General features: G+C 54.3%; 24 protein-coding genes. 22 read left to right on the forward strand and 2 right to left on the reverse strand.

Annotated elements, in window-relative coordinates; translation table 11 throughout:
* Positions 1 to 164 precede the first annotated feature (164 nt).
* The 17 genes from EVX52_RS12755 (at position 165) to EVX52_RS12835 (ending at position 19,382) form a co-directional block, all read left to right on the forward strand.
* Positions 165 to 737 (forward strand): YecA family protein, encoded by a 573-nt coding sequence (locus EVX52_RS12755; protein WP_129953010.1) that lies wholly within the window; start codon positions 165 to 167, stop codon positions 735 to 737.
* A gap of 44 nt (positions 738 to 781) precedes the next feature.
* A complete protein-coding gene (pepP, locus tag EVX52_RS12760) occupies positions 782 to 2,098 on the forward strand; it encodes a Xaa-Pro aminopeptidase (RefSeq protein ID WP_129991417.1) in 1,317 nt (438 codons plus the stop codon).
* 1 nt (position 2,099) lies between these two features.
* Positions 2,100 to 3,278, forward strand: a complete 1,179-nt coding sequence (ubiH, locus tag EVX52_RS12765; RefSeq protein ID WP_129953008.1) for a 2-octaprenyl-6-methoxyphenyl hydroxylase — start codon at positions 2,100 to 2,102, stop codon at positions 3,276 to 3,278.
* 17 nt (positions 3,279 to 3,295) lie between these two features.
* Positions 3,296 to 4,522 (forward strand): FAD-dependent 2-octaprenylphenol hydroxylase, encoded by a 1,227-nt coding sequence (gene ubiI / locus EVX52_RS12770; RefSeq protein ID WP_129953007.1) that lies wholly within the window; start codon positions 3,296 to 3,298, stop codon positions 4,520 to 4,522.
* Positions 4,523 to 4,832: 310 nt separating this feature from the next.
* Positions 4,833 to 5,930: a glycine cleavage system aminomethyltransferase GcvT gene (gcvT, locus tag EVX52_RS12775; protein ID WP_129953006.1), complete on the forward strand. Its 1,098-nt coding sequence runs from the start codon at positions 4,833 to 4,835 to the stop codon at positions 5,928 to 5,930.
* Positions 5,931 to 5,990: 60 nt separating this feature from the next.
* Complete coding sequence (gene gcvH / locus EVX52_RS12780) at positions 5,991 to 6,377, forward strand: glycine cleavage system protein GcvH (RefSeq protein ID WP_129953005.1); 387 nt, start codon at positions 5,991 to 5,993, stop codon at positions 6,375 to 6,377.
* 109 nt (positions 6,378 to 6,486) lie between these two features.
* Positions 6,487 to 9,360, forward strand: coding sequence for an aminomethyl-transferring glycine dehydrogenase (gcvP, locus tag EVX52_RS12785; RefSeq protein WP_129953004.1), 2,874 nt, complete (start codon positions 6,487 to 6,489; stop codon positions 9,358 to 9,360).
* Between the two features lie 142 nt (positions 9,361 to 9,502).
* Positions 9,503 to 10,246, forward strand: coding sequence for an SDR family oxidoreductase (locus tag EVX52_RS12790; RefSeq protein WP_129991418.1), 744 nt, complete (start codon positions 9,503 to 9,505; stop codon positions 10,244 to 10,246).
* A gap of 332 nt (positions 10,247 to 10,578) precedes the next feature.
* Positions 10,579 to 11,436, forward strand: coding sequence for a DeoR/GlpR family DNA-binding transcription regulator (locus EVX52_RS12795; RefSeq protein WP_129953002.1), 858 nt, complete (start codon positions 10,579 to 10,581; stop codon positions 11,434 to 11,436).
* An 18-nt stretch (positions 11,437 to 11,454) separates the two neighbouring features.
* A complete protein-coding gene (locus tag EVX52_RS12800) occupies positions 11,455 to 12,441 on the forward strand; it encodes a substrate-binding domain-containing protein (RefSeq protein WP_238483365.1) in 987 nt (328 codons plus the stop codon).
* A 2-nt stretch (positions 12,442 to 12,443) separates the two neighbouring features.
* Entirely contained in the window at positions 12,444 to 13,976 is a 1,533-nt protein-coding gene (locus tag EVX52_RS12805) for a sugar ABC transporter ATP-binding protein (protein WP_129953001.1), read from the forward strand.
* Positions 13,969 to 14,958: an ABC transporter permease gene (locus EVX52_RS12810; protein ID WP_129953000.1), complete on the forward strand. Its 990-nt coding sequence runs from the start codon at positions 13,969 to 13,971 to the stop codon at positions 14,956 to 14,958. The genes EVX52_RS12805 and EVX52_RS12810 overlap by 8 nt, the downstream gene beginning before the upstream one ends.
* 11 nt (positions 14,959 to 14,969) lie before the next feature.
* Positions 14,970 to 16,055 carry an ABC transporter permease gene (locus EVX52_RS12815; RefSeq protein WP_129952999.1) on the forward strand — a complete coding sequence of 362 codons (1,086 nt, stop codon included), beginning with the start codon at positions 14,970 to 14,972 and terminating at the stop codon, positions 16,053 to 16,055.
* Between the two features lie 38 nt (positions 16,056 to 16,093).
* Positions 16,094 to 16,774, forward strand: coding sequence for a D-allulose 6-phosphate 3-epimerase (gene alsE, locus EVX52_RS12820; protein WP_129991419.1), 681 nt, complete (start codon positions 16,094 to 16,096; stop codon positions 16,772 to 16,774).
* Between the two features lie 15 nt (positions 16,775 to 16,789).
* The gene (gene alsK / locus EVX52_RS12825) at positions 16,790 to 17,734 is read left to right on the forward strand and encodes an allose kinase (RefSeq protein ID WP_129952997.1); all 945 of its coding nucleotides are present in this window, start codon (positions 16,790 to 16,792) and stop codon (positions 17,732 to 17,734) included.
* The gene (gene rbsK, locus EVX52_RS12830; RefSeq protein WP_129991420.1) at positions 17,731 to 18,663 is read left to right on the forward strand and encodes a ribokinase; all 933 of its coding nucleotides are present in this window, start codon (positions 17,731 to 17,733) and stop codon (positions 18,661 to 18,663) included. The genes alsK and rbsK overlap by 4 nt, the downstream gene beginning before the upstream one ends.
* A 398-nt stretch (positions 18,664 to 19,061) precedes the next feature.
* Positions 19,062 to 19,382 (forward strand): hypothetical protein, encoded by a 321-nt coding sequence (locus EVX52_RS12835; protein ID WP_129991421.1) that lies wholly within the window; start codon positions 19,062 to 19,064, stop codon positions 19,380 to 19,382.
* A 76-nt stretch (positions 19,383 to 19,458) separates the two neighbouring features.
* Here EVX52_RS12835 and EVX52_RS12840 read toward each other — a convergent pair whose 3' ends face one another.
* Positions 19,459 to 20,382, reverse strand: a complete 924-nt coding sequence (locus EVX52_RS12840) for a nucleotidyl transferase AbiEii/AbiGii toxin family protein (RefSeq protein ID WP_129991422.1) — start codon at positions 20,380 to 20,382, stop codon at positions 19,459 to 19,461.
* Positions 20,369 to 21,148, reverse strand: a complete 780-nt coding sequence (locus tag EVX52_RS12845) for a type IV toxin-antitoxin system AbiEi family antitoxin domain-containing protein (RefSeq protein WP_129991423.1) — start codon at positions 21,146 to 21,148, stop codon at positions 20,369 to 20,371. Before EVX52_RS12845 ends, EVX52_RS12840 begins: the two co-directional genes overlap by 14 nt.
* 325 nt (positions 21,149 to 21,473) lie before the next feature.
* Here EVX52_RS12845 and EVX52_RS12850 point away from each other — a divergent pair, with 325 nt between their 5' ends.
* From EVX52_RS12850 to EVX52_RS12870, 5 genes are read left to right on the forward strand one after another with little or no spacing between them, the layout of a single operon-like run.
* Entirely contained in the window at positions 21,474 to 22,346 is an 873-nt protein-coding gene (locus EVX52_RS12850) for a carbohydrate ABC transporter permease (protein ID WP_129952993.1), read from the forward strand.
* Positions 22,336 to 23,235 carry a carbohydrate ABC transporter permease gene (locus tag EVX52_RS12855; protein WP_129991424.1) on the forward strand — a complete coding sequence of 300 codons (900 nt, stop codon included), beginning with the start codon at positions 22,336 to 22,338 and terminating at the stop codon, positions 23,233 to 23,235. Before EVX52_RS12850 ends, EVX52_RS12855 begins: the two co-directional genes overlap by 11 nt.
* An 11-nt stretch (positions 23,236 to 23,246) precedes the next feature.
* A complete protein-coding gene (locus EVX52_RS12860; RefSeq protein WP_129952991.1) occupies positions 23,247 to 24,074 on the forward strand; it encodes a phosphodiesterase in 828 nt (275 codons plus the stop codon).
* Positions 24,074 to 25,180 (forward strand): ABC transporter ATP-binding protein, encoded by a 1,107-nt coding sequence (locus EVX52_RS12865; RefSeq protein ID WP_205952659.1) that lies wholly within the window; start codon positions 24,074 to 24,076, stop codon positions 25,178 to 25,180. The genes EVX52_RS12860 and EVX52_RS12865 overlap by 1 nt, the downstream gene beginning before the upstream one ends.
* On the forward strand, positions 25,173 to 26,480 hold the full coding sequence (locus tag EVX52_RS12870; protein ID WP_129952989.1) for an ABC transporter substrate-binding protein: 1,308 nt from the start codon (positions 25,173 to 25,175) through the stop codon (positions 26,478 to 26,480). Before EVX52_RS12865 ends, EVX52_RS12870 begins: the two co-directional genes overlap by 8 nt.
* The last annotated feature ends 1 nt before the right edge of the window (position 26,481 follow it).

Here is a 26,481-nt window from a genome sequence, read left to right on the forward strand (position 1 = left end):
TCAATACCAGGTTACAACCCCATGACCGACTGATTGCTGCCCGATTGCTCAGGGCGTGCCATTCATGCCTAAGACCACCCAATCACGGGCTGCTAATCTGGTACTACGACAGACCTTGGTGGTAGCATAACACGAACTTAACCTGCCAACGATGGCGAATGCGCATGTCTATTGAGAATACTTACCCTACTTACGATTCGTTGGATCAAAACCTGAAACAACAATCGGTTGCTTTGACCGCAGCAGAAATGCACGGTTTGATCAGTGGTTTGCTGTGCGGTGGCAATCGCGATGGCAGCTGGCTGACGATGGTGCATGACCTGACTAACGAAGGCATAGCCTTCCCGCACACGCTGGCCGATTTGCTGCAACAACTGCGCAAAGTGACGTCAGACACCCTCGAGGATGACAGCTTCGAATTCAAAATGTTGATGCCAGACGATGAAAAACACGTCTTTGAGCGTGCCGATGCGCTGGCCGGATGGGTGAACCATTTCCTGCTCGGGCTGGGCATGATGCAGCCAAAACTGGCCAAAGTGAAAGGCGAAGTGGGTGAAGCGATCGACGATTTACGCAGCATCGCACAACTGGGTTATGACGAAGATGAAGATCAGGAACAGCTGGCACAATCTTTAGAGGAAGTGGTGGAGTATGTCCGTGTCGCCGCCATCCTGTGCTTTGGTGAATTTGGTCACAGTCGCCCGACGGCTGCGGAAAATCACCGTACGTTGCATTAAATAAAGCAATTGCACTCATTAAAACGATTTCAGGAGAAGGTGTGATGACTCAGCAAGAGTACGAGAATCGTCGTCAGGCGCTGTTAGCGAAGATGGCACCGGGCAGCGCTGCGGTAATTTTTTCTGCGCCGGAAGCGCCACGCAGTGCCGACAGTGAATATCCGTATCGTCAGAGCAGTGATTTCTGGTACTTCACCGGTTTCAATGAGCCGGAAGCGGTATTGATCCTGGTGAAAAGTGATGAAAATCATAATCACAGCGTCCTGTTTAACCGTGTCCGTGATCTCACCGCTGAAATCTGGTTTGGTCGTCGTTTAGGTCAGGAAGCTGCGCCCGCCAAACTTGGCGTGACCAAAGCACTGCCTTTTGATGATATCAACGACCAGCTTCATCTGCTGTTTAATGGCCTCGATGTGGTGTATCACGCACAAGGCGATTACGCGTATGCGGATGAAATCGTTAACCGTGCCATGGAAAAATTGCGCAAAGGCTTCCGCCAGAATCTCTCCGCGCCTGCCACTGTGACTGACTGGCGTCCCTGGGTGCATGATATGCGCCTGTTCAAATCGGCTGAAGAAATTGCCATCATGCGTCGCGCCGGACATATCACTGCGCTGGCGCATACCCGTGCGATGGAAAAATGCCGCCCGGGCATGTTCGAATATCAGCTTGAAGGCGAAATTCACCACGAATTTAACCGTCATGGCGCGCGTTACCCTTCCTACAACACCATTGTGGGCGGAGGCGAAAACGGCTGCATCCTGCATTACACCGAAAACGAATGTGAATTGCGTGACGGCGATTTAGTGTTGATCGACGCCGGTTGTGAATATCAGGGCTATGCCGGTGATATCACCCGTACTTTCCCGGTGAACGGTAAATTCAGTAAAGCGCAGCGTGAAATCTATGACATCGTGCTGGCCTCAGAATATAAAGCGCTGGCAGTCTTCGGCCCGGGCAGCAGCATTCAGGCTGCGACCGAAGCGGCAGTACGCGTGATGATTGAAGGTCTGGTAAAACTCGGTGTCATGAAAGGCGATGTTGAAACCCTTTACGCTGAACAGGCTCACCGCCAGTTCTTCATGCACGGTTTATCTCACTGGCTGGGACTGGACGTTCATGACGTCGGCCATTACGGTTCAGTTGATCGCAGCCGGACGCTGGAACCGGGCATGGTGCTGACCGTTGAACCGGGCCTGTATATTGCGCCGGACGCTGACGTACCGGAAGCGTACCGCGGTATCGGTATCCGCATCGAGGACGACATTCTGATCACCGCTACCGGTATTGAAATTCTGACCGGCGATGTGGTGAAAGAAGCCGATGATATTGAAGCGTTAATGGCGGCGGCACAGAAATAATATGAGTATTGTAATTGTTGGCGGCGGAATGACCGGTGCCACGCTGGCGCTGGCGATTTCTGCACTGACGCAGGGACGTTTGCCGGTGCATCTGGTGGAAGCCACTGCGCCGGAGCATCACGGGCATCCGGGTTTTGATGCCCGTTCGATCGCACTGGCGCAGGGAACCTGCCAGCAATTATCCCGGGTGGGGATCTGGCCTGCGCTGGCGGCGATCGCCACACCAATCCGCGATATCCACGTCAGCGATCGTGGTCACGCGGCTTTTGTCAATCTTAATGCCGCGCATTATGGCGTTGAAGCGCTGGGACAGGTGGTTGAGCTGCACGAAGTGGGCAAGCGTCTTTTTGCCATGCTGAAAAATGCTCCCGGTGTGACGTTGCATTGTCCGGCGAAAGTGACGGATGTCACGCGTTTGCAAGATTCCGCCAGCGTGACGCTCGACGATGGTCAAGTTCTGACTGCACAGCTTTTGGTGGCCGCTGACGGTTCCCATTCTTCGCTGGCAAAAGCCTGCAATATTGGCTGGCAACGTGAAGATTACGGACAGATTGCCGTCATCACCAACGTTGCGACCGGCGAGCCGCACAACGGCCGCGCGTTTGAGCGTTTCACTCAGCACGGACCGCTGGCCCTGCTTCCGATGTCCGACGGCCGCAGTTCCCTGGTCTGGTGTCATCCGCGAGAAGCGAAAGAAGAAATCGATAACTGGAGCGAAGCGCAGTTTCTCAGTGCGTTGCAAAAAGCGTTCGGCTGGCGTCTGGGCACCTTAAACCAGGCCGGTAAACGTTTCAGTTATCCGCTGCAATTACAAAAAGCTAACAGCCATATCAGTCACCGTCTGGCGCTGGTGGGTAACGCGGCGCAAACGCTGCATCCGATTGCGGGACAGGGTTTTAACCTCGGTCTGCGTGATGTCATCACGCTGGCGGAAACGCTGGCCCATGCTGCCGTACAAGGCACCGACGTCGGCAGTTACCCTGTGCTGAGTGAATATCAGCGGCGCCGTCAGCCTGATCAGCAGGCGACCATCGGCGTCACGGATGGCCTGATCCATCTCTTTGCCAACCGCTGGCTGCCATTAATGGTCGGACGTAATCTTGGTTTACTGGCGATGGAAGGCATTACGCCGCTACGTGATGCGTTTACCCGCCGGACGCTGGGCTGGGTTGACCGTTAATCCTTACAGGAAAAATTATGCAATCTTTTGATGTGGTTATCGCCGGTGGCGGAATGGTGGGTCTGGCGCTGGCGTGCGGATTACAGGGCAGCGGTTTGCGCGTTGCTGTACTGGAAAACCAGCAGCCGGATCTCGATACGCCGTTGCCGGAACAGCCGGGTTTACGGGTTTCGGCGATCAATGCTGCCAGTGAACGCCTGCTGAAATATATGGGTGTCTGGGACAGCATCATCGCTCAGCGTGCCAATGCTTATCAGGGGATGGAAGTCTGGGATCGCGACAGCTTCGGTAAAATTGCATTCCGTGGCGAAGAATACGGTTTCAGCCATCTGGGGCACATCATCGAAAATCAGGTGATCCACCGTGCCTTGTGGCAGCATGCGGAAAAATCTTCTGACATTACACTGCTCACATCAGCCACATTGAAAAATGTGGCATGGGGTGAAAATGAAGCCTTCATTACCCTCAATGATGATCGTCAGCTCAGTGCGCGCTTAGTCGTGGGAGCGGATGGTGCACAGTCATGGCTGCGTCAGCACGCCGATATTCCACTGACCTTTTGGGATTACCGCCATCATGCACTGGTGGCGACCATCCGCACGGAAGAACCGCACCAGTCTGTGGCACGGCAGGTATTCCACGGTGAAGGCATTCTGGCATTTCTGCCGCTGGCGGATACACATTTGTCTTCTATTGTCTGGTCAGTATCTCCGGATGAAGCGCAGCGCCTGAGGGCGCTGGAGCCAGAAGCATTCAACAAAATTCTCGCCAGCACCTTTGACCTGCGCCTTGGTGTTTGTGCAGTAGAAAGCGATCGTCTGACCTTCCCGCTGACCGGACGTTATGCCCGCAGCTTCGCCGGACAACGTCTGGCGCTGGTCGGGGATGCGGCACACACCGTGCATCCGCTGGCCGGGCAGGGTGTCAACTTAGGCTTTATGGATGCTGCTGAACTGGTCTCCGAAATCAAACGTCTGCAAAAAGAAGGCAAGGATTTTGGCCAGCATATGTATCTGCGCCGTTATGAGCGCCGCCGCAAACACAGCGCAGCGCTGATGCTTGCCGGAATGCAGGGCTTTCGCGAACTGTTTGCCGGTGACAATCCTGCCAAAAAACTGCTGCGCGATATCGGCCTGACGCTGGCGGATTCCCTGCCGGGTGTCAAACCGAAGCTGGTCCGACAGGCAATGGGGCTCAATGATTTACCTGAATGGTTACAGGAGCCATCGCTTCGATTGAAATAATCTAATTTCAGCTAAAATTTTCCATTACATTTTCTAATCCGGGGCCGGATTTCTCATTCTGCAAATGGTGAGAAATCCGGCCTTGTCGTTATATAACATCGACACTTTTGCTGTTTATTTGTAGATTTTGCGCCACAAACCCCAGTTTACCAGTCAAAAACTCTGCAAAATGCCCCTGTGAAATCACTGACATTCCCACCGCTCTGCATATTTTAACTTATGGTTAGCAGGGAGATTCAGTGGTAAGTTCAGGCAAAGGGTATCGTTTGCGCGGTGTGCTGTTTATGCACTTAATGAAATGAGGAATAAGATGGTTAAGCAGACTCAGCTTTATGAACAACATGTTGCGTGCGGCGCGCGTATGGTCGATTTCCACGGCTGGATGATGCCTTTGCATTACGGCTCCCAGCTGGATGAACACCACATTGTGCGTCAGGATGCCGGTATGTTTGACGTCTCGCACATGACCATTGTCGATCTCCACGGTGCCCGTACCCGTGAATTCCTCCGTTATCTTCTGGCGAACGATGTCGCCAAACTGACTGCCCCGGGTAAAGCGCTGTACACCGGCATGCTCAATGCCTCCGGCGGCGTCATTGACGATCTGATCGTTTACTTCCTTAATGAAAACTATTTCCGTCTGGTGGTTAACTCAGCGACCCGTGAGAAAGATCTGGCATGGATTTCGCAGCATGCAGAGCCGTACGGTATCGAACTGACGGTGCGTGATGATCTGGCACTGGTTGCCGTGCAGGGACCTCATGCGAAAGAAAAAGCAGAAACCCTGTTTACCGCTGAACAAAAACAAGCGGTAGCGGGCATGAAGCCATTCTTCGGCGTTCAGGCGGGCGACCTGTTTATCGCGACCACCGGTTACACCGGCGAAGCGGGTTATGAAATCGCGCTGCCGCAAGAGCAGGTTGCTGATTTCTGGCAAAAACTGCTGGCCGCAGGCGTGAAGCCAGCCGGTCTGGGCGCGCGTGACACCTTGCGTCTGGAAGCGGGCATGAATCTCTACGGTCAGGAAATGGATGAAGGCGTATCACCGCTGGCCGCCAACATGGGCTGGACTATCGCCTGGGTACCGGAAGATCGTGATTTTATCGGCCGTGACGCACTGGAAAGACAGCGCGAGCAGGGCACTGAACAGTTGGTTGGTCTGGTGATGACGGAGAAAGGTGTATTGCGTAACGAACTGCCGGTGCGATTCACCGACAGCGCGGGCAACACGCTGGAAGGCGTGATCACCAGCGGCTCATTCTCTCCGACGCTGGGCTACAGTATTGCGCTGGCACGCGTTCCGGCGGGCATTGGCGGGCACGCGATTGTGCAAATCCGTAACCGCGAAATGCCGGTGAAAGTCACGAAGCCAGGTTTTGTCCGTAACGGCAAACCGCTGGCGCAGTAAAAATCCGACATAAAATTATCCAGTTAACGCTGAATTAAGCACTTTTTTGGAGAAAATATAATGAGCAATGTTCCAGCAGATTTGAAATACGCGTCTTCCCACGAGTGGATTCGTTCAGAAGGTAACGGAATTTACACCGTAGGTATCACCGAACACGCACAGGAATTACTGGGCGACATGGTATTTGTTGATCTGCCGGAAGTGGGCCGTGAAGTTGCCGCCGGTGAAGACTGCGCCGTGGCGGAATCCGTCAAAGCGGCTTCCGACATTTACTCTCCGATCAGCGGCGAAATCATTGCGGTAAACGCTGAACTGGAAGGTTCTCCGGAGCTGGTCAACAGCGAGCCATATGACACCGGTTTCCTGTTCCAGATTAAAGCATCAGATGAAAGCGAACTGGCTAACCTGCTTGATGCACAAGCCTATTCAGCATCCATTGAAGACTGATTAAACACTGTTTTACCCGCCCCGTAACCCGCTTGCGGGGCAGATCCAGACCCGTAGCTTTTGTCAGTATCCCAAGACACCTCCAGCAGATTTCAGGAATGCGTAGCAAATGACTCAGACTCTCAGCCAACTTGAACACAGCGAAGCTTTTATCGGCCGCCATATCGGTCCGTCTTCTCAGCAGCAGCAACAGATGCTGGAAACGGTCGGTGCGGATTCCTTAAATGCGCTGATCCAGCAGATCGTTCCGGTCGATATCCAGTTACCCGGCCCGCCGGCTGTCGGCGATGCCGTGACTGAACATCAGGCGCTGGCTGAGCTGAAAGCTATTGCCAGCCAGAACCAACGTTATAAATCCTACATTGGTATGGGTTACAGCGCGGTGCTGACGCCGCCGGTTATCCTGCGCAACATGCTGGAGAACCCGGGCTGGTATACCGCTTATACGCCGTATCAGCCGGAAGTGTCCCAGGGGCGTCTTGAGGCGTTGCTGAATTTCCAGCAACTGACGTTAGATCTGACCGGTCTGGATCTGGCTTCTGCTTCCTTGCTCGATGAAGCGACTGCCGCCGCCGAAGCGATGGCGCTGGCAAAACGCGCCAGCAAACTGAAAGACGCTAACCGCTTCTTCGTGGCTGACGATGTGCATCCGCAAACGCTGGATGTCGTACGTACCCGTGCGGAAACATTCGGTTTTGACATTATTGTCGATAAAGCCGAAAAAGTGCTTGAGCTGGAAGGTGTATTTGGCGTGCTGTTACAGCAGGTGGGCACCACCGGCGAAGTACATGATTACACCGCGCTGCTGGGCGAACTGAAATCCCGCAAAATTATCACCACCGTAGCGGCTGATATTATGGCGCTGGTGCTGCTGGCTGCACCGGGCAGGCAGGGCGCGGACGTGGTCTTCGGTTCGGCGCAACGCTTTGGTGTGCCGATGGGTTACGGCGGCCCGCACGCGGCCTTCTTCGCCTGTGTAGATGAATTCAAACGCTCCATGCCGGGCCGTATCATCGGGGTTTCCCGTGATGCTGCGGGCAAAACCGCACTGCGTATGGCGATGCAGACCCGCGAGCAACATATCCGCCGCGAAAAAGCTAACTCTAACATTTGTACCTCGCAGGTTTTACTGGCGAACATTGCCAGCCTGTATGCGGTATTCCACGGTCCTGAAGGCCTGAAACGCATTGCGTCACGCATTCACCGTCTGACCGATATTTTGGCCGCAGGCCTGAAACAGGGCGGCCTGACGCTGCGTCATAACACCTGGTTCGATACGCTGACCGTTGAAGTCAAAGATAAAGCAGCGGTGCTGGAACGCGCGCTGAGCTTCGGCCTGAACCTGCGTACTGATATCCACGGCGCGGTGGGTATCACGCTCGACGAAGCGACCTCCCGCGAAGATGTTCAGATTCTGTTTGCTGCCCTGCTGGGGGACGACAACGGTCTGGATATCGACAAGCTGGATAAAGCGGCATCGACTGACAGCAACGCCATTCCTGCCGCCATGCTGCGTGCGGATCCGATCCTGACGCATCCGGTATTCAACCAGTACCACAGCGAAACCGAGATGATGCGTTATATGCACCGTCTGGAGAAAAAGGATCTGGCGCTGAATCAGGCGATGATCCCGCTGGGTTCCTGCACCATGAAACTCAATGCGGCGGCAGAAATGATCCCTATCACCTGGCCGGAATTCGCTGAACTGCATCCGTTCTGCCCGACTGAACAGGCTGCCGGTTATCAGCAAATGATTGGTCAGCTGTCACAGTGGCTGGTTCAGCTCACCGGCTATGATGCGGTATGTATGCAACCCAACTCCGGTGCGCAGGGTGAATACGCGGGTCTGCTGGCGATTCGCCGCTACCACGAAAGCCGCAATGAAAGCAGTCGTCACATCTGTCTGATCCCAAGTTCAGCGCACGGCACTAATCCGGCATCTGCACAGATGGCGAGCATGAGCGTAGTGGTGGTTGCCTGCGATAAACAGGGCAACATCGATCTCAGCGATCTGCGTGAGAAAGCGGCGAAAGCCGGCGATGAGCTGTCTTGCATCATGGTGACTTACCCGTCAACGCACGGCGTTTACGAAGAAACCATCCGCGAAGTTTGCCAGATTGTTCACCAGTACGGCGGTCAGGTTTACCTTGACGGTGCGAACATGAACGCACAGGTTGGCATCACTACGCCGGGTTATATTGGCGCGGATGTCTCGCACCTCAACCTGCATAAAACCTTCTGTATTCCGCACGGCGGCGGCGGTCCTGGCATGGGCCCGATTGGTGTGAAAGCGCATCTGGCGCCGTTCGTTCCGGGTCACAGCGTAGTGCAGATTGACGGTGTGCTGACGCAAAACGGTGCGGTGTCTGCGGCTCCGTTCGGCAGTGCTTCCATCCTGCCTATCAGCTGGATGTACATCCGCATGATGGGCGCGGAAGGCCTGAAACAAGCCAGTCAGGTCGCTATCCTGAACGCCAACTACATCGCGACCCGTCTGAAAGAGGCGTATCCGGTGCTGTATACCGGCCGTGACGGTCGTGTGGCACACGAATGCATTCTGGATATCCGTCCGCTGAAAGAAACCACCGGTATCAGTGAAATGGATATCGCCAAACGCCTGATCGACTACGGATTCCATGCCCCGACCATGTCCTTCCCGGTTGCCGGTACGCTGATGGTTGAACCAACAGAATCAGAAAGCAAAGTGGAACTGGATCGCTTTATCGATGCACTGCTGGCAATTCGCAGTGAAATCGACCGTGTGGCGAAAGGTGAATGGCCGCTGGAAGACAACCCGCTGGTGAATGCACCGCACGTGCAGAATGAGCTGGTCAGTGACTGGAACCACCCGTACAGCCGTGAAGTTGCGGTATTCCCGGCCGGTTATGATAATAAGTACTGGCCAACCGTGAAGCGTCTGGATGATGTCTACGGCGACAGAAACCTGTTCTGTTCGTGTGTCCCGATGTCAGATTACGAGTAAGACTCCGTTCCGCTCCTCGCTGAGAAGGAGGAGGCGTTAAAAACTCGATCGGCTCCTCCCCTGCGAAGGGGAGGAGCTAAGCTAAATTCCCCTTTCTTTCAGTTTCTCCTACACTTTCTTCATTTTCCCAATGGAGTCACTCATGAAAATCGCTCTCGTCACCGGTGCCAGCCGTGGCATTGGCCGGGCAACGGCTCTTCTGCTGGCACAGCAGGGTTACGCCGTCGGTGTGAATTACGTCAATAACGACACCGCAGCGCACTCCGTCATCGATGAAATCCAGCAGGCCGGTGGCAAAGCTATTGCACTCAAAGCTGATATCGCCGATGAAGCGCAGGTTGTGGCGATGTTCAAACAGCTGAGTGCCGAACTCGGCCCAATCACCGCGCTGGTGAACAACGCCGGGATTTTATTCCGGCAGACCACCATTGAAAATCTCTCCGCTGAACGCATCAACAAAGTGCTGTCTACTAACGTGACCGGCTATTTCCTGTGCTGCCGCGAGGCGGTGAAAACCATGTCGCACCGTCATGGCGGAAAGGGCGGGGCGATTGTGAATGTGTCCTCGGCGGCTTCCCGGCTGGGCGCGCCGGGCGAATATGTGGATTACGCGGCATCGAAAGGCGCAGTGGATACACTGACCACCGGTCTGGCGCTGGAAGTGGCGGCGTACGGTATTCGTGTTAACTGTGTGCGTCCTGGTCTGATCTACACCGAAATGCACGCCAGCGGCGGTGAGCCGGGGCGCGTAGATCGCGTGAAAGCCAATCTGCCGATGCAGCGCGGTGGCCAGCCGGAAGAAGTCGCACAGGCGATTTCCTGGCTGCTGTCGGATTCTGCTTCCTACGTCACCGGCAGCTTTCTCGAGCTGGCGGGCGGAAGGTAAAACACATTTCTGCTCCCTCCTAAGCGCCTGCGGGCGCTTTTTTATGTCCAGCCGGTCAATTCCACACAAACGGTCATTAACGGGCATTCAAAGGCCCGAGGAATTGTGACCGTTTGCAGATCTGTTGCTGTTCTGTTGCAACGCAAATAACGATTTAATGCCGTTCCCGCCACAGATCCAAACTTTAACATTTCATTTCTTCTCATCTTTTCGTGACAAATATCACAGGTCGACGGTGGCAGAAAATGCGCACGGTCGCCTTTGAGGCACTGCGCATTCTGCAAACATCCGGCTGCGTATCCTATTTGACATCGGGAAAGAGGAATCAACACATGCTGCCAGTAGAGCGACATCGATATATCACCGAAATTCTCAGCCAGCGCGGACGCATTCTGGTGCAGGAAGTGGCCCAGTTATGCCGTATCTCTCTGGAGACCGCGCGGCGTGATCTGGCGTTGCTGGAAAAGCACGGCGTGTTATTACGCAGCCATGGCGGCGCGGTGTACAGAGAACATTCGACGGCGGAAAAAACCTACGTGCCGTCGCAGATTGAACAGGGTGAGTCCTTTCGTGATCGCAGTAATCAGTCACCTGACAGTAAAACGCGTATCGCCAAACGGGCATTGCAACTGATTAATCCCGGCGATTGCTTGCTGCTCGACAGCAGTTCCAGCAGTTGGTTTTTGGCGCGCCAGATGCCTGATATCCAACTGGTGGTACTGACCAACTCGGTGCACATCATTCAGACGCTGGCGGTGAAAGCTAACGTACGCGTGATCGGGCTGGGGGGGGAATACTCGGCGAAATATGAAGATTTCGTCGGTGTGCTGGCCGAACAAATGCTGAAAGAGTTCGTCATCAACAAACTGTTTTTCTCCTGTCACGGGATCAGCCACGAAGGCGGCATCCGTGAAAGCAATGAACATCATGCGCGGCTGAAACAGCAAATGCTGCTTTCCTCCGAGCATAAAATTTTGCTGGCTGACTCCAGCAAATTCGGCCGCCGCTCCTTTGCGCGGATCTGCCACTACCGGGAAATCGACACACTGATAACAGACCATCTGGAGGATGAAGAATTCCGCCAGGAACTGGCCTGGAGCAACGTTAACGTGATTGAAGTTTCTCCGTCACCCCTACAGAAAAAAACTAAAAACAGCCGCAACGATCCGTTAGCTGCGGCAAATAACTGACCTCCCAGGAGAGTAAACATGATCAAGAAATCCGTTCTTGCCTGCCTGTTCGCCACAGCCATGTTGTCCCTGTCTGCGCATGCCGCCGACAAAATTCGTATGGGCGTGGTGGTGAAAGTCGGCGGTAACGCCTGGTTCAACGCAATGGAAGCCGGGATCAAAAGCGAAGCGGCCAAACGTGGTATCGACGCGTGGCAGGTCGGGCCGACCAGTGCGGATCCGGCATTGCAGGTGCGTGCGATTGAAGATCTGATCGCCCAGAAAGTGGATGTGATCGGTGTGGTACCCAACGACGCCCGCGTGCTGGAGCCGGTACTGAAACGTGCGCGTGACGCCGGGATCAAAGTCATCGTGCATGAATCACCGGATCAAAAATATGCCGACTGGGATTTCGAAATGGTCGATGCCACACAGCACGGGATTAATCACATGATTGCCCTGGCGCAGTGCATGAAAGAAAAAGGCGATTACGCGGTGTATGTCGGCAGTCTGACCGTGCCGCTCCATCAGAAATGGGCTGATGCGGCCATTAATTACCAGAAAGCACATTATCCGGATATGCATCTGGTGGGTGACAAATTTGGTGTCGGTGAGTCTCTTGATGACAGCATCCGTACCACCAACGACCTGATGTCTAAAGACGCCAACCTGAAAGGTATTCTGGCGATTGGTTCACAGGGACCGATTGGCGCAGGCCGCGCGGTACTTAATCGTGGCAAAACTGACGACGTCTGTGTGTTCGGGCCGTTCAGCCCGGGGCAGGGTGCCAGCCTGGTGAAAGCCGGAGCCATCAAAGGCGGCTTTATCTGGAACCCGATGATCGCGGGTGAAGTCTTTGTGCGCATCGCCGAGAAGCTGGAAAAAGGCGAAAAAATCACTGACGGCATGACCATTGAAGGCATGGGCAAAGTGAAAGTGGACGAGGCAACGCACACCATTCTGGGCAATGAAACCGAAAGCCTGGATAAAGCGAACCTGCCAAAACTGGTCAAAATGGGGCTGTAATCATGGCAATCTCCGAGATCATTCAAACAGACAACACGCCGCTGATTGATGTGCAAAATCTGTCGGTAACGTTTGGCGGACAGCGTGCGCTTAATGACATTTCCCTGCGGCTTATGCAGGGCGAAGTTCACTGCCTGGCGGGCACAAATGGCTGCGGGAAAAGTACGTTGATCAAAGTGATCTCGGGGGTTTACCAGCCGGATAACGGTTGCCTGATCACGCTCAGTTCGCCGTCTGAGGGTAGCCAGAGTTTCAGCAAGTTGTCTCCGGATCAGGCGCGGCAGTTTGGCGTACAGGTGATTTATCAGGATCTGTCGCTGTTTCCGAATCTCAGCGTGTTCGAAAATATTGCTTTCGACCACAACTTACAGGGGCTGATGGGCTGGTACCGCCCGTCACGCCTGCGGGAAACGGCCCGGCGTATTCTGACCGAGTTGAATTATTCGCTCGATCTCGACAGTAAAGTCTCGTCGCTGCCAATTGCCCAGCGTCAGCAGGTGGCCATTTGCCGTGCGCTGGTGGCGGATGCGCGTTTAGTGATTATGGATGAACCGACCGCCTCGCTGACCCGTACAGAAGTTAATCAGCTGTTGCGTACCGTGCATTATCTGAAAAGCAAAGGGATCAGCGTGGTGTTCGTCAGCCATCGCCTCGATGAAGTGCTGGAGATTTCCGACAGCGTGACGGTTATCCGTGACGGCAAAAAAGTCGGCACTTTCCCGGCGTCTGAGGTCAGCAGCGAACGCCTGACCGAACTGATGACCGGTCTGAAACTCGATTACCGCCTGAAAGCCGCCAACATGAATGACGAGCGCATCATGCTGGAAACCGACAAACTCAGCCGCGCAGGCCAGTATCACAATGTCAGTTTCAAACTGCACGCCGGTGAAGTGCTCGGTTTATGCGGCCTGCTCGGCAGCGGCCGCACCGAACTGGCGCTCAGCCTGTTTGGCATGACCAAACCGGACAGCGGCAAAATCTATCTCGACAGCAAACCGGTACGTTTTCGCAGTCACGAAGACGCGATCAAATCGGGCGTCGGTTACGTGTCGGAAGATCGCCTGACGCTCGGCCTGATCCAGCAACAGTCGGTCGGGGACAACACCGTGCTGGCGATCATGGATCAGCTGCGCAGCCGTTTTCACCTGATCGACGAATACCGCAAAAACAAAATCATCCAGCAGTGGATCGAGAAACTCGGCGTCAAAGTGGCGAACCCCGATCAGGCGATCTCCACGCTTTCCGGCGGCAATCAGCAAAAAATCGTGCTCGCGAAATGGGTGCTGACACAGCCGAAAATCCTGATCCTCGATTCACCCACTGTCGGCGTCGATGTCGGTGCCAAAGCCAGCATTTATCAGCTGATCCATCAGCTGGCAGAAGAGGGTATTTCCATTCTGCTGATTTCCGACGAGGTGCCGGAGGTCTATTTCAACTGCGACCGTGTGCTGCATTTCTCTGAAGGCACGGTAATCGGAGAATATCTGCCGGGTACGATTACCCAGCAACAACTTGCGGAGGCGGTTAATGCTTAAGCTCAGCCGGTTACGTCCGTCCGGCAACGAAGGCTATTTAGCCTGGGTGCTGCTGGCGGTTATTGTCACTTTTTCCTTACTGACCCCTCAGTTTCTGACGTTACAGAACCTGCTGGATCTGACCGAAAGCTACGCTGTCAGTGGTATTTTTGCCCTCGGTCTGTTTGTGGTACTGGTGACGGGCGGTATCGATATTTCGTTTGCCGCCGTCGCCTCCGTGGTGCAGTACGCCATCGCCACGCTGGCGATCCATTACGGTCTGAGCAACCCGGCCGGCAGCATTTTGCTGGCTATCGCCATCGGTACTGTGCTCGGGATGATCAACGCCATTCTGATCTACTGCCTGCGCATCGTGTCAATCATCGTCACCATCAGTATGCAGTCGCTGCTGTTCGGCATGCTGATGTGGCTGACCAACGGCACCAGTTTGTACGACCTGCCGGACTGGCTGACCACGCCGATCCGCGTGCTGCCGTTCAGCGTGGGTGAGCAGCATTATCAGATTGGGTTGCCCGTCGTGGTGATGCTGGCGGTTGCCGCACTGAGCTGGGTGCTGCTCAATAAAACCCATCTCGGACGCCAGTTGTTTGCCGTCGGTGGCGACCAGGAATCGGCGCGCCGTATTGGCATCCGTGTCGGTTTACTGCATTTGTTTGCCTATGGCTATCTCGGCGCCATGGCGGCGATTGGCGGGCTGGTGCAGGTCTATCGCGTCGGTGAAGTGGTACCGAATGCGCTGGTCGGCGGCGAGCTGGATGTGCTGGCGGCGGCGGTGCTCGGGGGTGCCAGTCTTAACGGCGGCAAAGGCAGCGTGGTCGGCACATTGATGGGCGTGTTCCTGATCGGCGTGCTGAAAAACGGCCTCAACCTGATTGGTGTTTCCAGTTACTTCATGAACATCGTCATCGGCGTGGTGATCGTCGCAGCCATCACCGTCACCCATTATAAGAAACGCAAAGAAACCGAAGTCGGCTTCGCCTGAGGAAAACCGCTATGTTCGCAAAAAGCAGAAATGTGAGTCTTAAAGCGAAGCCCGATGCGCGGCCTCGTCTGAAAATGGCTGCCATAAAAATCGATAACACCACGCTCGGATTATCGCTGTTATTGCTGGTGGTGATCATCGGCTTCAGCCTGGCGATGCCGGGGCGATTCTTCAGTGACGCCACCTTTATGAGTGTCGCCTTCCAGCTTCCGGAACTCGGCTTACTGACGCTGGCGATGTTTATCCCGATCCTCAGCGGCGGCCTGAACCTGTGCATTATTGCCACTGCTAACCTGACCAGTTTACTGATGGCGTGGGTGTTTCTGACCTGGCTGCCGCCTGATGCCAGTATGGCCATGCAGGCGGTCTGGCTGACCGTGGCGCTGGTTGGCGCGATGATTCTGGCGCTGGTGATTGGCATGCTGACCGGTGCGCTGGTGGCATATGTCGGTGCGCATCCGATTCTGGTGACGCTGGCGACCATGACCATGGTCAATGGTGTCGGTATCTATCTTTCACGCGGTGCGGCGATCAGTGGTATGCCGGATATCGTGCGCTTTATCGGGGCGGAAACCCTGCTCGGTGTGCCCGTTCCGCTGATTATTTTCCTGCTGACGGCGGTGTTAATCGCGGTGTTTTTAGAACGCACCCGTCTCGGCAAATACATCTACATGAGTGGCAGCAACATCAACGCCACTCATTTCAGCGGCGTGAATACGCACCGTGTGCTGATCGCCATCTATGTCATTTCCAGCATGTTATGTGTGATTGCCGGGCTGATTATGATGGCGCGTTTCAACTCGGCGCGCATGGGCTACGGCGATTCATACCTGCTGCTGACGGTGCTCGCCATTATTCTCGGCGGCACGGATCCGAACGGTGGTTTCGGTAAAGTGGCGGGCGTCGTGCTTTCGCTGATTGTCCTGCAGGTGATTTCCACCGGCCTGAACCTGATGAATGTCAGCCCGCATTTCAGCCTGGCGATGTGGGGCGCGGTATTGATTGTGGTGCTGGCGCTGAAATTCTTCCGCAGCCGTTATCTGCAAAAAAGGGCGGGGCGAATGAGCGCTGCCAAAGCGCGGGCGGCTCAACCTTAACGACTCTTTTTACATTGCCTCTGACTTAGGAAAACACCATGGAATACAAAATTTCTCCGTCGCTGATGTGCATGAGCCTGATCGACATTAAACAACAGCTTGAGGTGCTGAACCGCCGCGCTGACATGTTGCATATCGACATCATGGACGGTCATTACGTTAAAAACATCACGCTGTCGCCGTTCTTTATTGAGCAAATCCGTCCGCATACGCCGCTGATTCTGGACGTGCATATGATGGTAGAAAATCCGGCTGACTTTATCGAACCCATCGCCAAAGCCGGTGCCGATTTTATCTGTCCGCACGCCGAAACCATTAACCGCGACGCATTCCGCATCATCAGTCAGATCCGCTCGCTGGGTAAAAAAGTGGGCGTAGTACTCAACCCGGCGACGCCGGTGGAGTACATCCAGCACTACATTCATCTGCTGGATAAAATTACCGTGATGACCGTGGATCCGGGTTATGCCGGTCAGCCGTTCATCCCTGAAATGCTCGGGAAGATCGCTCAGCTGCGGGATCTCAAACAGCAAAAAGGCTACCGCTATCTGATCGAAATTGATGGCTCCTGCAACCTGCGGACCTATCAGGATCTGATGGGCGCAGGCGCGGAAGTGCTGATCGTCGGCAGTTCCGGCCTGTTCACGCTGGACAGCGATCTGGATGTTGCCTGGGACAAAATGCTCGATCAGATGCGTCAGGCGCGTCACGCAGCCTGAGGGCAGGAGAGCCGTATGCCGCATTTTCTTGGAGTTGATGTCGGGGGCACGAATACCCGTTTAATGCTGATGGACAGCCAGCAAAATTTTCGCGGCTACCACAAAACGCCGACCCAAAGCTGGGCGGGGCAGTCCGATCCGTTACAGGGGCTGGAAAGGCTGATCACAGCGTATTTGCAGGCGCAGGATCCGCACCACCAGGTGGCACAGGTAATGCTCGGGCTGCCGGGCGTATTGTCCCGCGACCGGCAAACTGTGTTGTCGCTGCCGTTCATTTCGGCGCTGGATAATCAGCCGGTGGCGACGCTGCTCTCGGAAAGGTTACATTTGCCGGTGGCGATGGACAAAGACGTTAACCATCTGATGTGGTGGGATTTAACGCAACACAACACACTGCCGGATGTTGCCGTCGGTCTGTATCTTGGCACTGGGCTTGGCAACAGTTTGTGGATCAACGGTGATTTTTATCACGGCGCACACGGCGGCGCAGGCGAACTGGGGCACATTCCTCTGGCAGAGAATTCACTAGACTGCCCGTGCGGTAAAACCGGCTGCGTTGAGACACTGACCTCCGGCAACTGGCTGACAGGCTGGGCGCAGCAACACGCGCCACAAACGCCGTTCGCCGAACTGTTTGTGCGCCATGCCGGGCATGTGGATTTAACCGAATTTGTGGCACGGCTGGCACGCACGGTGGCCAGCGAAATGAACATTCTTGATCCCGAATATTTAGTGCTGGGTGGCGGTGTGCTGGCGATGAAAAAGTTTCCGCTGGCTGAACTGGAACAGCAATTACGCAGCCATTTACGCAGTCCGTTTCCGGCTAACGATCTCACCATTCATTTCAGCGCCGTCACCGATGAGACCGGTTGCCGTGGCGCGTGTTTAGCCGCACAGCGTGTTTTTCCGTCGCAGCCAGCTCTGGCCGCCGGTACATTATCCTTCAGGAGAGAGGCATGAACAAAGGCAAGGTATGCGTATTTGGTTCTTTCAACCTCGATATTGTCGCAGGCATGGCGCGTTTCCCGAAACCGGGAGAATCCCTGATCGCCCGCAACAGCATGATGGGCGCGGGCGGCAAGGGCGCGAACCAGGCCGTCGCCGCGCTGCGTGCCGGTGCGCGGGTACATTACATCGGTAAAGTCGGTCGCGATGATTTCGGCATGTTTGCCCGCCGCCACCTTGACGGTGCCGGTTTTGATGCCGTCACGTTGTTTTCCACCAGCGAATGCCCGACCGGTAACGCACTGATTTATGTCGCCGGAGCCGATGCTGAGAACATGATTGCTGTCGATCCGGGTGCAAACCTGACGGTTAGCGACGAGGAGGTTGAACAGTGCCGTCCGGCTGTCGCCGCCGCCGATATCCTGCTGACGCAGCTCGAAAACAACCTGTCTGCGATTGAAAAACTGATCGGTATCGCCAGGGATAACGGCACCTACATTATCCTCAATCCTGCGCCGTTTCAGCCGGTGTCTGACCATCTGCTGTCACAGGTGGATTTACTCACGCCGAATGCCACGGAATGTACGCTGCTGACGGGGATAGACGTACATGATCTTCCTTCCGCCGGCCGCGCTGCCCAGGCGCTGCACGATAAAGGGATCCGGGCGCTGATCATCACCTTAGGCACGCAGGGCGCGCTGCTTTCTGTCAACGGCGAAACGCAGATTATCCGGGCCTGCCCGGCGACCCCGGTCGATACCACCGGTGCAGGCGACGCCTTCAACGGTGCGCTGGCCTCACAACTCGCCGCCGGCGCCACACTCCCCGACGCCGCGCAATTCGCCTCCGCTTACGCCTCTGTTTGCGTGGAAAGGGCGGGTGCGGCGGCATCGATGCCGACATATGAAGAAGCGCGTGAGCGGATGGGGGTTGTGGTGGTTTGAAGCAGGGTTGCCTTTTGCCCCTGCGAAGGTTGCGAGTTTTTCTTGCTCCTCCCCTTCGCAGGGGAGGGAGCCGGACGGCGTCATTCCTGCGAGACATCTTCCAGATTTCAAAGTAACTCCCTGTAAATCCATCCAGCCCGTTTCATTCAGAAAATATCAGGAATATAGTCGTTTCGCTGCGGAAGAACCGTAGCCGGACTTGGAACTCCGAACATCTGGTGCTGAAAAAACTTGTTTTTTTTCAGGGGCTACGTGCACACTCAATTCGTGGCTTAGGCAGGGCAATCTTAATGATTGGCCGGTCGCTAGATCCGGAGTTCCAAACCTGCCTGAGTCACACCTTTAGTTTGGAACCTGAAGGCGTGATGAAACTCAAATCTAGTAATGGAATAATCATCATGACTGACATGAATACCGAAACCAACCATCCCGATAATTCCCTCACCGTTTTCCGCGCCCTGATTGCTGATCTGGATCTGAGCGATTTCACCGATCCCCAGCTTTACGATCTGGGCGCTGTCGCGTCTGAATCCGCCGAAGGACTTTGCCACGGTTTGCTGTGCCTGAGTGAAGGGCTGGAGAATAGCGAACTGTTGCCGCCGGAAGGCGTATCGCAAGTGAGCGCGTATCTGAAAGCCTCGGCGCATCTGCTTCCGGCACTGTTTGAATTATCAGAGAAGGCGGGGATTGCGCTGGTGAGAAATAAAACGCAGGCGTAAACCGGAACATTAGCTGATTTAAAAGAAATCTTTTGGCGATCGATATAAGAACCCGATCGCCTTTGCTTCGCCGGGATTAAGCAAGCCACCCGTCTACTACTCCCCTGAGTTTTTCAATCGTCCGTTCCCATTTCTCCCGATCTTGTTCTTTTAGTTTGAGAAGATTTTGTTGTTTCCAGCGTATAGCCGGAAAGGCTGAAAGATCGTGCGGGAAAAGGGACCAGTCTGGTTGACCCTGTTCGTATGACAGTAAAAAACGATGATCCTGTGCCGTGAAATGCTTCTTCAAAGCAGCCGTTAAAGCAGTGGGTACCCCATTTAATTCTTCAAGTGTTACGGGGGCAGTCGTCATCCCTTCAAATTCATTTTCAAAGGGCTGACGGAGATCTTTCCAGTTTGGATCCAGAATTTCTGCCATCGGGCGGGTATGTCCGAGCATATAAGCAAGGAACCCGTGATAGATTTCTCTGGTGATCCCGCTGTCTTCCAGAAGAAGTCTTACATCAAATAAATCTCGCGGATGCTGCCGGTCCATTGCTGCGCAAATCTTGCCGCCATACAGATCTGGCATCGAGACCACACTGATTTCTGCAAATCCGAATTGGTCAGCCACATCGTCCTGCACGTCACGTTGCTCGGGCGGATTAAGCAATCCCCGCCAGACATGGTTGACCTCAATTTTGATATTTATACCTTCTCTGTTTCTGACAAAAATGCGGGCATCCGGACCGTTGGTTTCCTGCATCTGAGCCAGGAATCCGGCGATATTCAGTCTTTGAACTATTCGTTGAAGCGCGCCCGAAATCTCTTCAAGCGTCAAATTTCTGTCCTGAACGGGCACGTACGCTAAATCGATATCAACCGATAAGCGGGGAAAGTTGCGAATAAAGAGATTTATCGCCGTTCCGCCTTTCAGAGCAAAACATTTTTCATGCTCGATTGAGGGCAGGCATTCAACGAGTAATCTGACCTGATTTCTGTAGTACTCAGAATTGTTCATCTTCCCTGATATTCCTTATCAGACTGGCCGGAACGGTTATTTGATAGTCGGTATCCAGCCTGCCACCGGCTTCAATCTGCCGTGCGCCGTTGCCCATTTTGATCCGGGTAACGTCAAGGCGTTCAAACCACTTATGCTGATTTCTCTGTGCAAGAAACATAAATACGCGATTGGTTTTAACCGCATCACTTGCTGAAAGGATCAACTGCAACTTTTTCGGATTAAGGCTGATCAGCCCCTGAAACAATTCGTTCGCATGCGTAAACTCGATAAGTTTTGGAACATTATTGGCGACTTCATAGGCCGCCAGTTCGGCAGAGCTGCATGTGATCTTCAGTGAGGAGACCGTGACCTCTTTCAGGAATGCGTTGTCGGCGCTTTCCAGACGATTATTAGCAGCGGAATACCACTTAACGCCTGGCACATGCTGCAACCATTTCGGCAAATAGACTCGCGGTGGAAGGTTGAGCCACATACGTGCTGTGCTCAGTTCAAGATAATGAGAGCTGCCCTGCAGGTTCAGACTGGTTAATCCTGCAACGTGAACCGGTTTATTCCATTGTGTCTGCAGGCAATGTACGGCATCAACCCAGCCAGGTTCTTTGCCGGCGCGGCAATAGACGCCTGTATCCAGCCGTTTGAGTAAGCCTTCTTTTACGTATTTCGACGAACTGCTTCGTTCAATGCCCTGAGACGTCAGCCATGTCTGGAGCATGATCTGGCCGGGATAAGTATTCAGAAACAGCCAGTTTATATTTTTTCTCATATGTCGCCTTAAGGATGACAGATTAAGAATAATTTAAAGCAGCATAGCGGCATAAGTGAAAAAAGGGTAGAGAGTAGTCGTTTAAAAATATCGGTATGTGTAGCTTATTAGTTGACATATCATGATTTTTTAAAGTGGTAATTTACCGTTATTTCTAAGGGAGGTTGTTCACTGGGTTAAATCAGTGCGGGTTCAGAAACCCAAATCTCTATTTGTTCAGTAACATTGCTCATATTTCATTCAAATAACCATCACATTCCCGCCATGTGGCTGACACAAATGCAGGACAGGATAGGCACCTTATTTCGCTGACCGGTACCCTGTAATGCGCCGCACGTTGTTCCCTTATCTGATTTTGCTGCCGACGCTGATTTTTCTGTTTTTATTTACCTATTACCCCTTATTTCAGTCAGCGATGGACAGTCTGTTTGACAGCCGTCTGTCGTCAGACGCGCCGCCGTTTGTTGGCCTGCAAAACTATCTGCGCCTGATCCAGGATTCAGTCTTCTGGCGTGCGCTGCTCAATAATCTGGCGTACATCCTGATGACCGTGGTCCCCGGCATTATTCTGGCGCTGCTGCTGGCGGTCGCGCTGTGGGAAAACACCTCGCTGAACCGCTGGCTGCGTACCGCGTTTTTCTTCCCGATGATTATCCCGCTGGTCAGTGCTGCTACCTTGTGGTTGTTCATTTTCATGCCCGGTATGGGGCTGCTGGATTACTACCTGGCCAAAGTATTCGGGCCGATGAATAACAATTACCTCGGCATGAGCAACAGCGCACTGATTGCGCTGAGTGTGATCGGCGTGTGGAAATTTGCCGGCTATTACATGCTGTTTTTCCTCGCCGGATTGCAGTCAATCCCCGCCTCAGCACGCGAAGCGGCGCTGATGGAAGGCGCGTCGCGCCCGCAGGTTTTCTTCTATATCACGTTGCCGCTTTTGCGCCCGACCATCAGTTTTGTGGTCACTATCGCGCTGATTTATTCGATTACCCAGATAGATCATGTCGCGGTGATGACGCAGGGCGGGCCGAATAACGCCACCACCGTATTGTTGTATTACATCCAGAGTCTGGCGAATGACACCCACGATTTAGGCAAAGCCTCGGCGGCGACATTCCTGACGCTGGTGCTGCTGTTTGGTTTTTCGATGCTGAACCTGCGTGTGCTGGAAAGAGGAGCTCACTATGAGCGTTGAAACGTCTGAAGTGCCGGTGATGACCGGCAAAAAATCCCGTCAGGGCGCGCGTTCACCGTCGATGTTATTGCGCGGTGCGCGTCGTTCGACGCTGCCGGTTTTATTGTTGTGCGCCGCGTTTTTATGGATGGCGCCTTTCCTGTGGATGCTGTCGTCGGCTTTCAGTGAAAGCAGTTTTGCGCCGGATATGGCCTCGCTGTTACCGCGTTTCCCGCTGACGTTGCAAAACTTCCGCGATGCGTGGGACAGCGCCGACTGGCTGCGGCTTTACGCCAATACCCTCTTTTTCTCCTTCGGCACCTTTCTGGTTCAGCTGGTGACCATCACCACTGCCGGTTACGTGTTCGCGTATCACGAATTTCGCGGCAAACAGACGCTGTTCTATCTGTTGCTGATTCAACTGATGATCATGCCCGTCATCATGATGGTACCGAACATGATGATCCTCAAACAGTTCGGACTGCTCAATACCCTGACCGGCGCGATGATGCCGTACTTTGCCTCGGCGTTTGGTGTGTTCCTGATGCGTCAGGCGTTTCTCAGCATTCCCCGTGAAATCGAAGAGGCTGCGCTGATGGAAGGCTGCCGCTGGTGGCAGGTGGTGTTCCGCGTACTGATCCCCATGTCGTGGCCCGCCATCCTGGCCTTTGCCACCGTCAGCATTACCTATCACTGGAATGAATACCTGTGGCCGCTGATGGTACTTAATGACCCGGATAAACAGGTGCTGACCGTCGGGCTGGTGTCTTTCGCGATGGGCGCAGAGTCAGGCGGACAATGGGGGTTAATTACCGCCGGCACGCTGATGGTGTGCCTGCCGCTGATGCTGGCGTTCATTATTTTTCAGAAACAATTCCTGAAAAGCTTCGGTTTTTCCGGGATCAAATAAAGGAGTCATCCATGTTTTTAGCTCAGATTTCTGACATGCACTTTCGCAGCGATGGCCGCAAACTGTATGACTTTATCGATGTGAACGGCTGCAACGCCGAAGTGGTCAGCCAGCTGAATGCGCTGGAAGAACAACCGGATGCGGTAGTGATCACCGGTGATATTGTTAACTGCGGTCTGCCGCAGGAATACGAGGTGGCGCGCCGCACGCTGGGCAATCTGCGTTATCCGCTGTACATCATTCCCGGCAACCACGACGACAAAGCACAGTTTCTGGAAGCGTTGCATTCGCTGTGTCCGCAGCTCGGCACCGATCCGCAAAACATGCATTACGCCATTGATGATTTCCCGATGCGTCTGCTGTTTATCGATTCGAGCCTGGCCGGAGAATCGAAGGGGTTCCTGACGCTGGAAACGCTGGCGTGGCTGGAAGGTCAGCTGGAGCAGGGGGGCGATAAGCCGACGGCGGTGTTTATGCACCACCCGCCGGTGAAAGTCGGCTCGGCACAGATGGACGCCATTTCGTGTGAAAACGGTGACCAGCTGCTGGCGCTGATTGATCGCTTTCCGTCGCTGGTTCGCGTGTTCTGCGGCCACACGCACCGTCTGATTTTTACGCAGTACAAACAGACGATCATCACCACCATTCCCGGCACGGTACATCAGGTGCCGTATTATCATCATAATCCGGCACCGTTTTATAACCTCGAGCCGGCGGCCTGCGTGATGCATCGTCTGGTGGATCACACCGGGCTGGTCAGTTATCTGCATCCGTTGTCACAATATCCCGGCCCCTATCTTTATGATGCGCAAATCAGTTGCCCGGTGGACTTTCAATGATGTCTGGCATTCGTCTGGAAAATATTACCAAACAGTTTGAAGGCAGCACGGCAGTGAATCAGCTGTCGCTGGAAATCACCGACGGTGAATTTCTGGTGCTGGTCGGGCCATCGGGTTGCGGCAAAAGTACCTTGCTGCGCCTGCTGGCCGGTCTGGAAGAGGTCAGCGACGGGCGCATTATACTCGACGGTAAGGATATCGCCGGGCTGTCGCCGCGCGAGCGCAATTTCTCGATGATCTTCCAGAACTACGCGCTGTTCCCGCACATGACCGTTGAACAAAACATCACGTTCGGCATGCGGATGCGCAATGAGCCGAAACATCTGCATCAGGCACGGGTAGATCGCGTCGCCGGATTATTACAGCTCGGGCCCTTGCTCAAACGCAAACCCGGCAAGTTATCCGGCGGTCAGCGGCAGCGGGTGGCGATGGCGCGCGCTATCGTGCGCGATCCTAAGTTGTTTCTGATGGATGAGCCGCTGTCGAATCTTGATGCACGCCTGCGCACGGAAGTGCGTGACGGTATCATGCAACTGCATAAGCAACTGAAAACCAGCACTGTTTACGTCACCCATGATCAGATGGAAGCCATGACCATGGCGGACAGGATCGCCGTGCTGGATAAAGGCCACCTGCAACAAATTGGCGCACCGGAAAGGTTGTATGCGCATCCGGCCAACCTGTTTGTCGCCGGGTTTATCGGCACACCATCGATGAATCTGTTTTTACTGCCGTGTGCTGATGGCATGCTGACGGTCGAAAATCAGCCGGTTCATCTGCCGCAAACTGAGCATGCGCAGGCACTCAATGAGGTGTATCTGGGCATCAGACCCGAACACATCAGCGACCAGCCTGCGGAAGGTGAAAGCCTGCAATTGCAGGCGACACTGACCTACCGCGAGTTGCTCGGCGCGGAGTATTTATGTCACGCCGACACGGCGATCGGGAAAATCCGCTACGTCCGTAAAAATCTGTTGCGGGAAAACAGCGGGAATATTCCCCAACCCGGCGACCGCATCACATTGCATTTTTCTTTGCACGATCTTCATCTTTTTTCAGGCCAAAACCAGCAAAACCTGCACCGGGAGAATCACCATTATGCGTAACGTTCATGCGCTGGCGCTCGCCATCGGCTTGATTGCCGCGGGCACCGCCTCCGCCAAAGAAAATATCGATTTCATGTTCCCGGCGCCGGTTGACGGCAAACTGACCCTGGAAATGACCCGCGTTATCAAAGAGTTCAACCAGTCACAAAATGATATCGAAGTGCGCGGGATTTTTACCGGTAACTACGACACCACCAAAGTCAAAGCCGAAGCGGCGGCTAAATCAGGCCAGCCACCGGCGCTGGTGATTATGTCTGCTAACTTCACGGCGGATCTGGCGATTAAAAATGAAATTTTGCCGATGGATGAGCTGTTCAAATTCGGCGATCAGAAAGCCACGCCATTTCTGACGCAAAATTTCTGGCCTGCCCTGCGTCAGAACGCACAGGTTAACGGCGTGACCTATGCCATCCCGTTCCATAACTCGACGCCTATTCTTTATTACAACAAAGACATGTTCGCCAAAGCGGGCATTACCGCACCGCCGAAAGACTGGGATGAATTGCTGGCAGATTCGAAAAAGCTGACGGACTCGGCGAAAGGCCAGTGGGGCATCATGCTGCCGTCAACCAATGATGATTACGGCGGCTGGATTTTATCGGCACTGACCCGCGCCAACGGCGGCCAGTACTACAATGCCGATTATCCGGGCGAAGTCTATTACGACAAACCGTCCACACTGGGGGCACTGCGCTTCTGGCAGAATCTGGTATATCGCGACAAAGTGATGCCGCCGGGGGTGCTGAACTCGAAACAAATCAGCGCGGCATTTTTCTCCGGTAAACTCGGCATGGCGATGCTCAGTACCGGCGCGCTGGGCTTTATGCGTGAAAACACCAAAGATTTCGAGCTGGGCGTAGCCATGATGCCTGCCCAGGTGCGTAACGGTGTCACCATCGGCGGGGCGAGTCTGGTAAGTTTTAAAGGCATTTCCGACGACCAGAAAAAAGCCGCCTACACTTTCCTGCAATATCTGGTCAGCCCGAAAGTTAACGGTGCCTGGAGCCGCTTTACCGGCTATTTTTCACCGCGTATGGCGTCCTATGACACACCGGAAATGAAAGATTACCTGGCAAAGGATCCGCGTGCAGCGATTGCGCTGGAGCAGCTGAAATACGCCTATCCGTGGTATGCGACGTATGAAACCGTGGCCGTACGTCAGGCGATGGAAAATCAGCTGGCGGCACTGGTCAATAATGAGAAAGTCACGCCGGAAGCGGCGGCGGCACAGGCACAGAAAGACGCCGATACCCTCCTGAAACCTTACGTGGATTCCACGACACTGAATGTTCCTAAGTAGT

Source organism: Rahnella sp. CFA14(1/10) (genome assembly GCF_004195095.1).
Lineage (GTDB): Bacteria > Pseudomonadota > Gammaproteobacteria > Enterobacterales > Enterobacteriaceae > Rahnella > Rahnella perminowiae.

What these genes read in the sequence shown, in the direction of transcription:
- EVX52_RS12870 (WP_129952989.1), top strand. Translation starts at nt 25,173, where the DNA reads ATGCGTAACGTTCATGCGCTGGCGCTCGCCATCGGCTTGATTGCCGCG.
- EVX52_RS12845 (WP_129991423.1), bottom strand. Translation starts at nt 21,148, where the DNA reads ATGAGAAAAAATATAAACTGGCTGTTTCTGAATACTTATCCCGGCCAG.
- EVX52_RS12800 (WP_238483365.1), top strand. Translation starts at nt 11,455, where the DNA reads ATGATCAAGAAATCCGTTCTTGCCTGCCTGTTCGCCACAGCCATGTTG.
- EVX52_RS12850 (WP_129952993.1), top strand. Translation starts at nt 21,474, where the DNA reads ATGCGCCGCACGTTGTTCCCTTATCTGATTTTGCTGCCGACGCTGATT.
- EVX52_RS12810 (WP_129953000.1), top strand. Translation starts at nt 13,969, where the DNA reads ATGCTTAAGCTCAGCCGGTTACGTCCGTCCGGCAACGAAGGCTATTTA.
- EVX52_RS12790 (WP_129991418.1), top strand. Translation starts at nt 9,503, where the DNA reads ATGAAAATCGCTCTCGTCACCGGTGCCAGCCGTGGCATTGGCCGGGCA.
- EVX52_RS12815 (WP_129952999.1), top strand. Translation starts at nt 14,970, where the DNA reads ATGTTCGCAAAAAGCAGAAATGTGAGTCTTAAAGCGAAGCCCGATGCG.
- ubiH (WP_129953008.1), top strand. Translation starts at nt 2,100, where the DNA reads ATGAGTATTGTAATTGTTGGCGGCGGAATGACCGGTGCCACGCTGGCG.
- EVX52_RS12855 (WP_129991424.1), top strand. Translation starts at nt 22,336, where the DNA reads ATGAGCGTTGAAACGTCTGAAGTGCCGGTGATGACCGGCAAAAAATCC.
- EVX52_RS12755 (WP_129953010.1), top strand. Translation starts at nt 165, where the DNA reads ATGTCTATTGAGAATACTTACCCTACTTACGATTCGTTGGATCAAAAC.
- alsE (WP_129991419.1), top strand. Translation starts at nt 16,094, where the DNA reads ATGGAATACAAAATTTCTCCGTCGCTGATGTGCATGAGCCTGATCGAC.
- ubiI (WP_129953007.1), top strand. Translation starts at nt 3,296, where the DNA reads ATGCAATCTTTTGATGTGGTTATCGCCGGTGGCGGAATGGTGGGTCTG.
- pepP (WP_129991417.1), top strand. Translation starts at nt 782, where the DNA reads ATGACTCAGCAAGAGTACGAGAATCGTCGTCAGGCGCTGTTAGCGAAG.
- gcvH (WP_129953005.1), top strand. Translation starts at nt 5,991, where the DNA reads ATGAGCAATGTTCCAGCAGATTTGAAATACGCGTCTTCCCACGAGTGG.
- EVX52_RS12860 (WP_129952991.1), top strand. Translation starts at nt 23,247, where the DNA reads ATGTTTTTAGCTCAGATTTCTGACATGCACTTTCGCAGCGATGGCCGC.
- EVX52_RS12865 (WP_205952659.1), top strand. Translation starts at nt 24,074, where the DNA reads ATGTCTGGCATTCGTCTGGAAAATATTACCAAACAGTTTGAAGGCAGC.
- EVX52_RS12795 (WP_129953002.1), top strand. Translation starts at nt 10,579, where the DNA reads ATGCTGCCAGTAGAGCGACATCGATATATCACCGAAATTCTCAGCCAG.
- EVX52_RS12805 (WP_129953001.1), top strand. Translation starts at nt 12,444, where the DNA reads ATGGCAATCTCCGAGATCATTCAAACAGACAACACGCCGCTGATTGAT.
- gcvT (WP_129953006.1), top strand. Translation starts at nt 4,833, where the DNA reads ATGGTTAAGCAGACTCAGCTTTATGAACAACATGTTGCGTGCGGCGCG.
- rbsK (WP_129991420.1), top strand. Translation starts at nt 17,731, where the DNA reads ATGAACAAAGGCAAGGTATGCGTATTTGGTTCTTTCAACCTCGATATT.
- alsK (WP_129952997.1), top strand. Translation starts at nt 16,790, where the DNA reads ATGCCGCATTTTCTTGGAGTTGATGTCGGGGGCACGAATACCCGTTTA.
- EVX52_RS12840 (WP_129991422.1), bottom strand. Translation starts at nt 20,382, where the DNA reads ATGAACAATTCTGAGTACTACAGAAATCAGGTCAGATTACTCGTTGAA.
- EVX52_RS12835 (WP_129991421.1), top strand. Translation starts at nt 19,062, where the DNA reads ATGACTGACATGAATACCGAAACCAACCATCCCGATAATTCCCTCACC.
- gcvP (WP_129953004.1), top strand. Translation starts at nt 6,487, where the DNA reads ATGACTCAGACTCTCAGCCAACTTGAACACAGCGAAGCTTTTATCGGC.